Source organism: Streptomyces sp. NPDC028910 (assembly GCF_055564955.1).
The window spans coordinates 1-12,626 of sequence record NZ_JBVHVF010000021.1; the positions used below are offsets into that span (position 1 = coordinate 1).

Annotated in this window: 11 protein-coding genes, 1 tRNA gene and 1 pseudogene; 7 read left to right on the forward strand and 6 right to left on the reverse strand. The window is 69.7% G+C overall.

Features of this window, described 5'->3' with window-relative positions; translation table 11 throughout:
- Positions 1–1,103 (reverse strand): Hsp70 family protein (locus ACZ4TV_RS23870; RefSeq protein ID WP_468136822.1); only part of this gene is annotated, 1,103 nt, incomplete at its 3' end.
- Positions 1,104–1,357: 254 nt separating this feature from the next.
- Here ACZ4TV_RS23870 and ACZ4TV_RS23875 point away from each other — a divergent pair.
- The 3 genes from ACZ4TV_RS23875 to ACZ4TV_RS23885 all read left to right on the forward strand — a co-directional run bounded on the left by ACZ4TV_RS23875 (position 1,358) and on the right by ACZ4TV_RS23885 (position 5,858).
- Positions 1,358–1,897, forward strand: a complete 540-nt coding sequence (locus ACZ4TV_RS23875) for a sugar transferase (RefSeq protein ID WP_468136824.1) — start codon at positions 1,358–1,360, stop codon at positions 1,895–1,897.
- A gap of 109 nt (positions 1,898–2,006) precedes the next feature.
- Positions 2,007–4,586, forward strand: coding sequence for a heterodisulfide reductase-related iron-sulfur binding cluster (locus ACZ4TV_RS23880; RefSeq protein ID WP_468136825.1), 2,580 nt, complete (start codon positions 2,007–2,009; stop codon positions 4,584–4,586).
- A gap of 360 nt (positions 4,587–4,946) precedes the next feature.
- Positions 4,947–5,858, forward strand: a complete 912-nt coding sequence (locus ACZ4TV_RS23885) for a Yip1 family protein (RefSeq protein WP_468136827.1) — start codon at positions 4,947–4,949, stop codon at positions 5,856–5,858.
- 102 nt (positions 5,859–5,960) lie between these two features.
- Here ACZ4TV_RS23885 and ACZ4TV_RS23890 read toward each other — a convergent pair whose 3' ends face one another.
- A complete protein-coding gene (locus ACZ4TV_RS23890; protein ID WP_468136828.1) occupies positions 5,961–6,458 on the reverse strand; it encodes a phosphoribosyltransferase in 498 nt (165 codons plus the stop codon).
- A complete protein-coding gene (dcd, locus tag ACZ4TV_RS23895; protein WP_272259275.1) occupies positions 6,455–7,042 on the reverse strand; it encodes a dCTP deaminase in 588 nt (195 codons plus the stop codon). Before dcd ends, ACZ4TV_RS23890 begins: the two co-directional genes overlap by 4 nt.
- Before the next feature lie 469 nt (positions 7,043–7,511).
- Between dcd and ACZ4TV_RS23900 the strand changes: the two genes are divergently transcribed.
- Positions 7,512–7,585, forward strand: a tRNA-Gly gene (locus tag ACZ4TV_RS23900).
- Positions 7,586–7,691: 106 nt separating this feature from the next.
- On the opposite strand, the gene ACZ4TV_RS23905 is transcribed toward ACZ4TV_RS23900, so the two are convergent.
- Both ACZ4TV_RS23905 and ACZ4TV_RS23910 read right to left on the reverse strand, forming a co-directional pair.
- On the reverse strand, positions 7,692–8,342 hold the full coding sequence (locus tag ACZ4TV_RS23905) for a response regulator transcription factor (protein ID WP_468136829.1): 651 nt from the start codon (positions 8,340–8,342) through the stop codon (positions 7,692–7,694).
- Positions 8,339–9,547 (reverse strand): sensor histidine kinase, encoded by a 1,209-nt coding sequence (locus ACZ4TV_RS23910; RefSeq protein WP_468136830.1) that lies wholly within the window; start codon positions 9,545–9,547, stop codon positions 8,339–8,341. The genes ACZ4TV_RS23905 and ACZ4TV_RS23910 overlap by 4 nt, the downstream gene beginning before the upstream one ends.
- A 120-nt stretch (positions 9,548–9,667) precedes the next feature.
- On the opposite strand from ACZ4TV_RS23910, the gene ACZ4TV_RS23915 reads away from it, so the two are divergent.
- Together ACZ4TV_RS23915 and ACZ4TV_RS23920 are read left to right on the forward strand one after the other, a co-directional pair.
- The gene (locus ACZ4TV_RS23915; RefSeq protein ID WP_468136831.1) at positions 9,668–10,246 is read left to right on the forward strand and encodes an RICIN domain-containing protein; all 579 of its coding nucleotides are present in this window, start codon (positions 9,668–9,670) and stop codon (positions 10,244–10,246) included.
- Positions 10,247–10,914: 668 nt separating this feature from the next.
- Positions 10,915–11,115 (forward strand): hypothetical protein, encoded by a 201-nt coding sequence (locus ACZ4TV_RS23920; RefSeq protein ID WP_468136832.1) that lies wholly within the window; start codon positions 10,915–10,917, stop codon positions 11,113–11,115.
- A gap of 149 nt (positions 11,116–11,264) precedes the next feature.
- Here ACZ4TV_RS23920 and ACZ4TV_RS23925 read toward each other — a convergent pair.
- Positions 11,265–11,765: pseudogene (locus ACZ4TV_RS23925) on the reverse strand (DUF5994 family protein).
- A gap of 284 nt (positions 11,766–12,049) precedes the next feature.
- Here ACZ4TV_RS23925 and ACZ4TV_RS23930 point away from each other — a divergent pair.
- Positions 12,050–12,625: a DUF5994 family protein gene (locus ACZ4TV_RS23930; RefSeq protein WP_468136833.1), complete on the forward strand. Its 576-nt coding sequence runs from the start codon at positions 12,050–12,052 to the stop codon at positions 12,623–12,625.
- The last annotated feature ends 1 nt before the right edge of the window (position 12,626 follow it).

Below are 12,626 nucleotides of genomic sequence, written 5' to 3' on the forward strand. Positions count from 1 at the left end.
AGCGGGGTCACGTCGAGGAGCAGGACGTCCTTGACCTCACCCTTGAGCACACCGGCCTGGAGGGTGGCGCCGATGGCGACGACCTCGTCCGGGTTGACGCCCTTGTTGGCGTCCTGGCCACCGGTGAGCTCCTTGACGAGCTCGGCGACGGCCGGCATACGGGTGGAGCCGCCGACCAGGACCACGTGGTCGATCTCGGACAGCTGGATGCCGGCGTCCTTGATGACGTTGTGGAACGGGGTCTTGCAGCGGTCGAGCAGGTCCGCGGTGAGCTGCTGGAACTGCGAGCGCGTGAGCTTCTCGTCCAGGTGCAGCGGGCCCTCGGCGGAGGCCGTGATGTAGGGCAGGTTGATCGAGGTCTCCGTGGAGGAGGACAGCTCGATCTTCGCCTTCTCGGCCGCCTCGCGCAGACGCTGGAGCGCCATCTTGTCCTTGGACAGGTCGACGCCGTGGCCGTTCTGGAACTGCTTCACGAGGTAGTCGACGACGCGCTGGTCCCAGTCGTCACCACCGAGGTGGTTGTCACCGTTGGTGGCCTTGACCTCGACGACACCGTCACCGATCTCGAGGAGCGACACGTCGAAGGTGCCGCCACCGAGGTCGAAGACGAGAATGGTCTGGTCGTCCTTGTCGAGACCGTAGGCCAGGGCGGCGGCCGTCGGCTCGTTGACGATGCGCAGGACGTTCAGGCCCGCGATCTCGCCGGCCTCCTTCGTCGCCTGACGCTCGGAGTCGTTGAAGTAGGCCGGGACGGTGATGACCGCGTCCGTGACCTTCTCGCCCAGGTACGCCTCGGCGTCGCGCTTCAGCTTCTGCAGGATGAAGGCGCTCATCTGCTGCGGGTTGAAGTCCTTGCCATCCAGGTTGATCTTCCAGTCAGTGCCCATGTGGCGCTTGACGGAGCGGATGGTCCGGTCCACGTTCGTGACCGCCTGGCGCTTGGCCACCTCGCCGACGAGGACCTCGCCGTTCTTGGCGAAGGCGACGACGGACGGCGTGGTCCTGGCGCCCTCGGCGTTGGTGATGACGGTGGGCTCGCCGCCTTCCAGAACGCTGACGACGGAGTTAGTGGTGCCCAGGTCGATGCCGACCGCACGTGCCATTTCAATTCCTCCAGCTGACTTGAGTGGAACAGACTCAACCATGCCGCATCGCCGCCCCCGCGTCAACAGAGCTGAGCGTGGTCGACTCAACCTTTAGGCCCCCCTTACGCGCAACCACCACACGCTTTCAGCCCGCCGGCGTTTGAGGCGCGGGGGTCCGGGGGCAGCGCCCCTGGCAGCGGCGCCGCACCCGAACGGGTCACCCCCGCCGCGCGGCACCCCGCACCACCAGAGGCATGCGGCAACGTGCTGGCATGCCTCTGCTGCTGCCCCTCCCCGCCCGGCCAGGGCTCCGGCCGGCGAGGCCCCCGGCCAAGCGGGTGCTCGACCTCGTCGGCGCGGTCGCCCTGCTGACCCTGTGCGCCGCACCCCTCGCCCTGATCGCCGCCCTCCTCTACGTGACCCAGGGCGCGCGCGTCTTCGTACGGGAACCGGCCGCCGGCCTGGCCGGACGACCGTTCCGGACCTGGCGATTTCGCACCGACGCCGGCGCGGGCCGACTCGGCGCGGCCGTGGAGCGCTGCGCCCTCGACGGCCTCCCCCAGCTGCTCAATGTGATCCGGGGCGAGATGTCGCTGGTCGGGCCGCGCCCGGAGGCCCGTACGGACCGCCCCGACCGACTCCTCGTACGCCCCGGAATGACCGGATTGTGGCAGGTGAGCGCGCGCTCCGACCTCCCCTGGGAGGAGATGCCCCTGCTCGACCGGCACTATGTGGAGAACCACTGGCTGGGGATGGACCTGGCGATCCTGGCGCAGACGCCGCGAGCGGCCTACCGTCAAAGGCAAGCCTGAGCGACACAGATCACCGCCCGCTCGGCTACATTGCGGCGTCGGGAATGGGTAACCTCAGGCCTTGACTGCATAAGTTACCGCTTAGTAATGCCGCCCGAGGAGCCCTCCCATGCAACTCGCCGCGATCATCGTGTCGCTGGTCCTGACCGTGGTCGGCGTCGCGCTGCTCGCCCGAGCCGTGGCGCAGATCTACCGTTTCGTGAAGCTCGGCCAGCCCGTGCCGGCCGGCAGCCGCACGGACGCCCCGAAGGCCCGAACGCTCACCCTCGCCCGGGAGTTCCTCGGCCACAGCCGCATGAACCGCTGGGGCATCGTCGGCTTCGCGCACTGGTTCGTCGCGATCGGCTTCCTGACGCTGCCGCCGACCCTGGCGCAGGCCTACGGCCAGCTCTTCGAGGCCGACTGGGTGCTGCCGGTGCTCGGCGGCTTCCTGCCGTTCGAGCTCTACATCGAGTTCATCGGCCTGATGACCGTCGTCGGCATCGTCGTCCTGATGGTGATCCGGCTGCTCAGCCTGCCCTCGCGGGCCGGCCGCAAGTCCCGCTTCGCCGGCTCGAAGGCCTGGCAGGCGTACTTCGTCGAGTACGTCATCCTCACCATCGGCCTCGCCATCCTCGCGCTGCGCGGCCTCGAGGGCGCGATCCACCACGTGGACAGCTACGAGCCGGCGTACTTCGTCTCGTACCCGCTGGTCCTGGCCTTCAAGGGGCTGTCGGCGAGCGCCCTGCAGAACGCCATCTACTTCACCGCGATGATCAAGATCGGCACCTCGCTGATCTGGATGATCACGGTCTCGCTCAACACCAACATGGGTGTCGCCTGGCACCGCTTCCTCGGCTTCCCGAACATCTGGTTCAAGCGGAACGCGGACGGTTCGTCGGCGCTCGGTGCTCTGCAGCCCATGACCAGCGGCGGCAAGGTGATCGACTTCGAGGACCCGGGCGAGGACGACGTCTTCGGTGTCTCGCAGGTCGAGCAGTTCTCCTGGAAGGGCATCCTCGACTTCTCCACGTGTACGGAGTGCGGTCGCTGCCAGTCGCAGTGCCCGGCCTGGAACACGGGCAAGCCGCTGTCCCCGAAGCTGCTCATCATGTCCCTGCGCGACCACGCGCACGCCAAGGCCCCGTACCTGCTGGCCGGCGGCGGCAAGGACATGGAGGGCAACGAGAAGGCCACGGCGGAGCAGCTGAAGGACGTCCCGGCCTCCGCCATCGCCGAGGCCGAGCGCCCACTGATCGGCACGGTCGAGGAGAACGGCGTCATCGACCCGGACGTGCTGTGGTCCTGCACGACCTGCGGTGCGTGCGTGGAGCAGTGCCCGGTCGACATCGAGCACATCGACCACATCGTCGACATGCGGCGCTACCAGGTGATGATCGAGAGCGCGTTCCCGTCGGAGGCGGGCACGATGCTCAAGAACCTGGAGAAGAAGGGCAACCCCTGGGGCCTGGCGAAGAAGCAGCGCGTCGAGTGGACCAAGGAGGTGGAATTCGAGGTTCCGATCATCGGCAAGGACGCGGAGGACCTCTCGGAGTTCGACTACCTCTACTGGGTCGGCTGTGCCGGCGCCCTGGAGGACCGGGCCAAGAAGACCACGAAGGCCTTCGCGGAGCTGCTGAACATCGCGGGCGTCAAGTTCGCGATCATGGGCGGCGACGAGAAGTGCACCGGTGACTCGCCGCGCCGCCTGGGCAACGAGCCGCTGTTCCAGCAGCTGGGCCAGGAGAACGTGGCCATGCTGAACATGGCCTTCGGCGAGGACGACGACGATCCGGAGACGAAGAAGCCGAAGTCGGCGAAGCGGATCGTCTCGACCTGCCCGCACTGCTTCAACACCATCGCGAACGAGTACCCGCAGCTGGGCGGCGAGTACGAGGTCATCCACCACACGCAGCTGCTCCAGCACCTGATCGACGAGGGCCGGCTGACGCCGGTGACGCCGGTCGACGGCCTGATCACGTACCACGACCCGTGCTACCTGGGCCGCCACAACAAGGTCTACACGCCGCCGCGCGAGATCATGTCGGCCGTGCCGGGGCTGCGGCAGCAGGAGATGCACCGCCACAAGGAGCGGGGCTTCTGCTGTGGCGCCGGTGGCGCGCGGATGTGGATGGAGGAGCGGATCGGCAAGCGCATCAACAACGAGCGCGTCGACGAGGCCCTGTCCCTGAACCCGGACATCGTCTCCACCGCCTGCCCGTTCTGCCTGGTCATGCTGACCGACTCGGTCAACGGCAAGAAGAACGAGGGCCAGGCGAAGGAGTCCGTGCAGGTCGTGGACGTGGCCCAGCTGCTGCTGGAGTCCGTGAAGACCCCGGGCCCGACGGAGGCGGAACTGGCGGCCGCCGCGGCGGAGGCCGAAGCCGAAGCCGAAGCTGCCGCCGCCGCGGAAGCCGAGGCCGCTGCCGCTGCCGCGAAGGCGGAAGCGGAGGCGAAGGCCAAGGCCGACGCGGAGGCGGAGGCGAAGGCGGAAGCCGAGGCCAAGGCGAAGGCGAAGGCTGACGCGGAAGCGAAGGCGGAGGCGGAGGCCGAAGCAAAGGCGGAAGCCGAGGCCAAGGCCGACGCGGAAGCGAAGGCCGAGGCCGAGCCGGAGCTGGCGGCCGAGCCGGAGCCGGCCGTCGTGGCGGAGCCGGAGGCCGAGCCCGAGGCCGAGGCAGCGGCGGAGCCGAAGCCCGAGGACGCCAAGTAGCGGCAGCCCGCAGCAGCGGAACGGCCGGTCCCCACCCGGGGACCGGCCGTTCGGCGTTCAGGGAGCCGCTCGGGGAGCGGGCTCAGCCCTCGTCGCCCGCGCGGTGACGCCGCAGCAGGGCAAAGCCGAGCCCGGCCGCACCCCCGCGGCCGCACTCCCGCCGCCCGTGCTGACCAGCGTGTCCAGCTTCAGGGAGCCGGCGGGGACATCCGCCTCGAAGTGGTGTCGTTGATCTTGTAGACCTTGGTGGGGACAACCCCCCCCGGGTTTCCCCTAGGGGATGTCACAGGTCAGCCGCAAAGGGCGCGGGTTCCGGCCGCCCGTCCACCGGAACCCGCCGGACCAGGTACGTTCGATCACGTGGCTGGATTCAGGATCGGACGCGGCCGGGACAACAACCGCACCCCGCAACAACCCCCGCAGCAGCAGCAGTCGTACGGCCAGCAGCAACCGCCGCCGTACGGCCAGCAGCCCTACCCGCCCGTCGGCGGCCCGCCCCCGCAGCAGCAGTGGCCGCAGCAGGGCGCCGGGGGCCACGGCGAGCCGGAGTACTTCGACCCGTACGGACAGCAGCAGCCGCAGGCGGCGCCGCAGCCCCCGTACGGCCACGGAGGCGGCGGCGGGTACACGAACGACAACCCGGGTCACACCCAGGTCTTCGCCGTCGGCGAGGACCCGTACAGCCAGGGCGCGACCTACCACGCGGGCGCGGCCGCCGCCGCCCCGTCGGGGCCGCGGCTGCCGTGGAAGGAACTGCTCCGCGGCATCGCGACGCGGCCGGGACAGACCTTCCTCCAGATGCGCGACCACGCCGTCTGGGGTCCGGCGCTGATCGTGACCTTCCTCTACGGGCTCCTCGCCGTCTTCGGCCTCGACGACGCCCGCGAGGACGTGATCAACGCGACCCTGTCGAAGGCCGTCCCGATCGTCCTCTCCGCCGGCGTGGCCTTCGTCATCTGCGGTCTGATCCTGGGCGCGGTCACGCACACCCTGGCGCGCCAGCTGGGCGGCGACGGCACGTGGCAGCCGACCGTCGGCCTGTCGATGCTGGTCATGTCCATCACGGACGCGCCGCGCCTGCTGTTCGCCGTGTTCCTCGGCGGCGACAACATGGTCGTACAGGTCCTCGGCTGGGTCACCTGGGTGGCGGCCGGAGCGCTCTTCACCTCGCTGGTCGGCAAGTCGCACGACCTGCCGTGGCCGAAGGCCCTGGGCGCCTCCGCGATCCAGCTGATCGCGCTGCTGTCGATCATCAAGCTGGGCACCATCTAGGCTGCCCCGCACACGCAAAGGGCCCGCCGCGCGCAGTGTCAGCGCGGCGGGCCCTTCCGTGTGTCAGCCCGTCAGGGCCGTCTCAGACGCTCCCAGACCCTCTCAGGCGTCGAGGACCTGGCCCTCACGCTTCACGACGGGCGGCTCGACCGACCAGGGGAAATTGATCCACTCGTCGGTCTTCTTCCACACGTACTCGCACTGCACGAGCGAATGCGACTTCTCGTAGATCACGGCCGACCGGACCTCGGCGACGTGCCCGAGGCAGAAGTCGTGCACGAGCTTGAGCGTCTTCCCCGTGTCGGCGACGTCGTCGGCGATCAGCACCTTCTTGTCGGTGAAGTCGATCGCCTCGGGCACCGGCGCCAGCATGACCGGCATCTCCAGGGTGGTGCCGACGCCGGTGTAGAACTCCACGTTCACCAGGTGGATGTTCTTGCAGTCCAGGGCGTACGCCAGCCCGCCCGCGACGAACACGCCCCCGCGGGCGATGCTGAGGATGATGTCGGGCTCGTAGCCGTCGTCGGCGATCGTCTGCGCGAGCTCGCGCACGGCGCGCCCGAAGCCCTCGTAGGTCAGGTTCTCGCGTACGTCACTCATGCCTCGTGCCTCACCTGAGTGCGGTGGAAGTTCTGGAAGGACCGCGAGGCGGTGGGACCGCGCTGCCCCTGGTACCTGGACCCGTAGCGCTCGCTGCCGTACGGGAACTCCGCGGGCGAGCTCAGCCGGAACATGCACAGCTGCCCGATCTTCATACCCGGCCAGAGCTTGATCGGCAGGGTGGCGAGGTTCGACAGCTCCAGGGTCACGTGGCCCGAGAATCCGGGGTCGATGAACCCGGCGGTCGAATGGGTCACCAGGCCGAGGCGGCCCAGACTGGACTTCCCCTCCAGTCTGGAGGCGATGTCGTCGGGCAGCGAGATGACCTCGTACGTCGACGCCAGAACGAACTCACCGGGATGAAGGATGAAGGCCTCGTCCCCCTCCGGCTCGACCATGCGGGTCAGGTCGGACTGCTCGACCGCGGGATCGATGTGGGCGTAGCGGTGATTCTCGAACACCCGGAAGAACCGGTCGAGACGTACATCGATGCTGGAGGGCTGCACCATCGACTCCTCGAACGGGTCGATGCGAACCCGTCCGCTGTCGATCTCGGCCCGGATGTCTTTGTCAGAGAGAAGCACGTCCCGAGGATACGCAGAGCGCGCGGGCCACCCCCAATCGAGAGCGAGTACCCGCGCGCCCGGCCCAGCCTGGTCGGCTCCCTACCGCTTCGCGCCACCCACGGGCACGGCATGCCGCAACCGCGCGCACCGCGGACACCGCAGCAGCCGCCCGGGCCCGATCCGGCCGGCACCGAGGTGCTGCAGCGGGAAGGAGGCGGTACTGAAAACGTGCCCTTCGGCACAACGGACGACGGTGTGCTCCATCGAGTCCCTTTCCCCAACGAGCCGTACTGCGACGAATCGCCACATTAGGGGATGATCGGCACCCACTCCAGCCGCCGCTCCGCACCCCCACGGTACGCCCAACTCCCGCTCGCACGCGCCCCGGTGCACACTTCACACAACAACGACCCCGCGGCAAATTCACCGGGGGTCGATCATGAGGTAGAGTGAGCAACGATAGGGCTCCAGGCGACTGGCCCCCTGCGCGGATGTAGTTTAATGGTAGAACATGAGCTTCCCAAGCTTATAGCGCGGGTTCGATTCCCGTCATCCGCTCCACGACAAAGCCCCAGGTCAGCGACTTGGGGCTTGTTTGTTGTCTAGACCTCTCAGGCCTGCGTGCCCTTACGTGCCACAAGTGCCGTAACGGGGCGGCAGATTGCGGCTAAGGGCGGTGCTGGGGGCGGTCCTGGGGGCTCAGCCCGTCCTCCCGCACCCGCAGGGCCAGGTCGATCTTCGTGTACGTCGGGCGACCGGCCCGCTGGTACTTCTCCTTGACCCGGTCCAGGTAGTACTTGGCGGTGTTCGGACTGACGCCCGCCCGCCGCGCGGTGGCCTTCAGGGTGAGCCCGGAGGCGTAGTCGAGCAGGACCTGGAGCTCGCGCGGCGCCAGCTGCGGCCGGGCCGGGCCGGTGTCGTGCGCCCAGGCGAAGGCCAGCTCGACGGAGTGTGCCGTACCGCCCCCGGCCACCGTCTCCACGGCGCCCACCAGCGTCTCCAGGGAGTGGTCCTTGGTGAGGTAGCCGTCCGCCCCGGCCGCCACCGTCCCGACGATCCGGGCCCGGTCCGCGACCGTACTGATCACCAGCACCCGGCTGCCCGCCGCACACAGCCGCCGGACGTTCTCCTCGGGGACGGAGCCGTCGCGCAGCACCAGGTCGAGCAGCACCACGTCGGCTGGCCGGCCGCCCACCGCGAGCAGCTCGTCCACCGTCTCCACCGCGGCCAGCAGCCGTAACCGCTCCACCCCGGCCAGCCAGGAGCGCAGGCCCTCGCGCAGCATCCGGTCGTCGTCCACCACGGCCACGGTGATCACGCGGGCCACCGCAGCCGCACGCTGGTGCCCTCGCCGGGGGCGCTGTCGACCTCGGACTGTCCGCCTATCTCGGCCAGCCGGGCGTGGATGGAGCGCCGCAGCCCGGTCCCGGACCCGGACCCGTCCGGCGTGCCGCCCCCCGGGGCTCTCGGGTCGAAACCGGCGCCGCGGTCAACCACCGTGACGGACACGCCCTCGCCCACCCCGACGGCCGTCAGGAAGGCCTGTCCGGTGGCGGCGTGGCACCGTACGTTGTTCAGGGCTTCGGACACGGCGGCCGCGAGGGCGGTGGCCACGGGGCGGGGCACCGACGGCAGTTCGTGGTACTGGGCGGTGACCTTCAGGCCCAGGCACTCGGCCGAGTGCACCGCCTCCTCCAGCGCGGTCCCGACGGCCACCTCGGCGGCCTCCGCGCCGGCGGCCTCCGGGTCGTCCTCGCGCTGGATCAGCCGCCGCAGGTACGCGGCCTCGCGGGCGCACCGCTCGCGCACCAGGGGCGCGTTGGCGTCCACCCGGCCGGCGGCGATGGTGGTCAGCGTGGCCAGCACGGTGTCGTGCAGGGCCCGGTGGTGCGCGATCCGCTCCGCCTGCCGGGCCCGCGCGGCCTCGGCGGTCAGCGCCCGCTCCTTGGCCTCGTCCAGCTGGGTGCCCTGGCGGCGCAGGTACCACCAGAAGACCCTGGCCATCACGGCCGAAGAGACCATCGAGTTGAGGTGCCCGACGAGCGCGGACCCCGGAGCCGCCTCCGGCCCGATCACCCACAGGTACGCGGCCAGCGTGGTGCCGAGCAGGAGCAGTACGGCCCCCACGGCCGGTCGCGGCGCCAGAGCGACACCCGCCGCCGCGCTCACCGACCCGCCCAGCAGGAACAGCCATCCGTACACGGCCACTTCGGCGCCCCCGGGCACCCAGCCGCCGCCCGCCCGCGCACCGGTCGCCAGGCACACCAGCAGCGGCACCGAGCACCCGGTCACCAGCACGTCGGCCCACACCCAGCGCCGGTCGAACCAGCCCCGTGCGTACGCGTTCCCGTACAGCCACGCACTGGACGCGAGGATTCCGCCCAACACCGCCCAGGGGAGGACCTCGCCCGGCGCCTTCCGCAGCACGGCCGCGAAGCCCGCCGTCAGGTGGCTGGCCCGGTACAGGCCGGTCGCCAGCATCATGAACCGCTGGGCACGCTGCAGACCCGAGCCCACCCTCACCACAGCCTCCGCAGTGAACACACCCCCCTGAAAGGGTGGGTACCGGAGTCCCAGTGGATCTCGGTAACTTCTCCGGCGTCAAGCTCGTCCCCGGTCAGTTGTTTCCAGTCAGGAGAGAACGTGGCGCAAAAATTCCGCCGGTTCGGCAGCGGGGTCATAGCCGCTCTCACGGCGTTGTTCGTCATGCTGCTGCCCACGTCCGCGCAGGCCGCGGAGAACCCGACCATCCGCTACAGCACCACCCCGTACAACGCGCCCATCTACGAGGTGCGGGCCGGGTACAGCTGGCAGTGCCTCGACATCCGGGGCGGGTCCACCAGCGCCGGTGCCGTCATCCAGAGGTACGACTGCAAGGGTGCGCTGCACCAGCGCTTCACCTTCCACAGCGTGGGCAACGGCAACTTCGTGATCGGCACCTGGGGCGGCGCGCGCTGCCTCGGCGCGCAGGGCGGCGTCTACCAGGGCGCTTCCCTCATCCAGACGGACGGCTGGGGCTGTGCCACCTTCACGTGGGTCTTCCAGGGCGGTGAGAAGGGTGACCACTGGGAGTTCCAGGAGGTGGGCACCGGGCTGTGCCTGCACGACACCGGCCGCCGCTCGCCCGTGACCTTCGGCGCCTGCAACGTCAGCGGTGTGCCCTGGCCCACCATCTGGGTGCCGCGCTTCGACAGGTACTACAACTACGCCCAGATCGGCTAGCAGCTCCGCGCGAAGCCGCTGCACCGCGGTGCGGAGGCCGTCGAAGGCAAGTCCTACGACGGCCTCCGCCAGCCGTCCGGCCCTCCCCGCGAGACTCCGGGTGCGGGCCGCCTGGTTCGGATCGCTCCGGGGTGGGGGCTTTGGCGTGCCATAACGTGCCAGTAAGGGCAGTAAACAGCGGTCAACAGGGGCGCACCTGCAGCAGCCACCCAACCCCACCGGCGAACGTTTTCGCAGGTCATCGACCACGTGTACTCCAAGTGCCGGGTGATTCCCAAGCTTATAGCGCGGGTTCGATTCCCGTCATCCGCTCCACGACAAAGCCCCAGGTCACAGACCTGGGGCTTACTTTTGTTGTCCAGATCCCTCTGGGCTCTCATGCCATTCGCGTGCCACAAGTGCCCTCTTAGGGCGTCAGGTTGAGCCCCGGGCGCTACTCGATGTCGAGTGGCTGCCGTCCGGTCAGCCGCCATTCACGCTGAGGCCGACGGGCGGGGTGCGGATCGCGTCCTCCTCGGCGCTGGAGGGATGGCCGGCCTTTCGACGCTGCCCGCTGGGGAGGGGGCCGTGCGCCTCGCTTCGCAGTTGACATGATGCGGGCCGCCGCTGTGCGTGTCAGCGTGATCCGAGAGGAATCCGTACCCCACTCATCAAGAGGAGTTGCCGTCATGGACGGTAGGCAGGACAAGCGTCAGGAGCCGGGCAAGGGCCGCGAGGCGCAGGAGCACCATCGCCCCGGAGACCCCGCGCAGCCCCAGCCGGGCAAGTCGCCCCGCGAGAAGGGACAGAAGTCCGGCCCGAAGGAGACCTCGCGCCGCCGTGAGGACGACCTGCTGCGCGAAGAGGACCTGCACGACGAGGGCCTCTGACCAGCGCACGACTTGCCCACACGCCCAGAGCCCGGCCGGTCCACAGTCACTCCGGCCGGGCTCTGTGGCATCCCGCCCGACGCCGGAGGGGACCGGGCCGCCCGCCACGGTCGCGCCGCGCTGTCGGCCCGACCCCTGAGGATTCGGGGTCAGCCTGCCGCATCGGCGGCGCTGTCCTCGGGTTCGGGTGTGGTGGCGATGAGGATCTGAGCGGCCTGCGTGATGTTGTCGGCGCGGACGGCGCGGGCCATGGCTTCGCGGGCGGCGTCGGCGGTGGTGTCCGGGGGAACCACCAGCAGGGCGAAGTGGTCGTTGTGGCCGCGAGTGATGAGGACGGTGTCGTCGCCCACGGGGTCGGAGTCGAGGTGCACGACCTGGTCGTCGATGACCAGGCGGGTCGGGAGGCCGTTCCAGGCGGACTCGTCCACGCCGACCCGGGTGATGGGCCCGAGATGCCCGGTCAACACGCTGATCAGCGCGGGCAGCTCGGTTTCGATGACGCGGGTGCGCGGCTACCACGCGCCGTCCAGGAATCCTTCCCGGGACCGCGTGGTCTCCAGCCGCAGCAGTGCCGTACCCGGTTTGATCGCCTGGTGGATCGCATCCGGCAGGAGCAGTGGGGGCGTGTGGGGGGTGTCGGAGTCAGCCATGTGGGTCCGCCCGTCTACAGGGTGCGGTCGTACCGCGTCGCAGGTCGGCACCAGTGCGGTGCCGTCGGGCGACGTGCGCGGGCCTGCCGTCCATTCACGGTACTCCCGCCGCCCGCTCCACCGCCCGCCGCAAAACGCCTGCTCAGGCCGGTCACAGTCCGTCGAACAGGCGTACAGTGAAAGCACCGGAAGTACTTCGCACACCGGCTTTCACACGGGTGTCATTTCCGGCGATCGCCTAAAAACCGGGCTGCCGACGGGCAGTCCGGAGGCAGGTCCACATCATGACCACGACCCTCGAACGGACCGCGCCCCGCGACCTCGCCGCAGAGCTTCCGGCTCGTTTGTCCCTCACCCCGAAGAGCACGCTCGCCGGCCAACTGGACGGTGCCTGGTTTCCCTACTCCCGAGACCTCGAAGCCGAGCTCCCGGTGCTGCTAGCTGCCCTGGACGAGCCCTGGGGCCGCATCACCCGCGTCACCGTGAACCCCATCCGCTGGCCCGTCGTACCGCACACCGTGCCCATGGACGGGCGCACGCTGCACGTGGGCTGGTTCACCGAACAGAACCCCGACAAGCTGATCCTGCTCTCCTACACCGTCGGCCGCTGGGACCTCCTCGTGATCCCGCCCGAGACCGCACCCGCAGCAGCGGCCCGCCTGATGGCCGCCGCGACGATACCGGGCAGCGTCCTCACCTCGGGCGCTCTGATGACCAACGAAGCTGCCATCGGGCGCGACATCCGCGACGCCCGTCGCCGACAAGACACCTGGGAGGGCGAAGGCGGGGCATGCACGTCCGCCTTCGGGAACCTGCCGGACCGAAGCACCCTCCCGTTGCACGGAAACGGCTGGAGGTGAG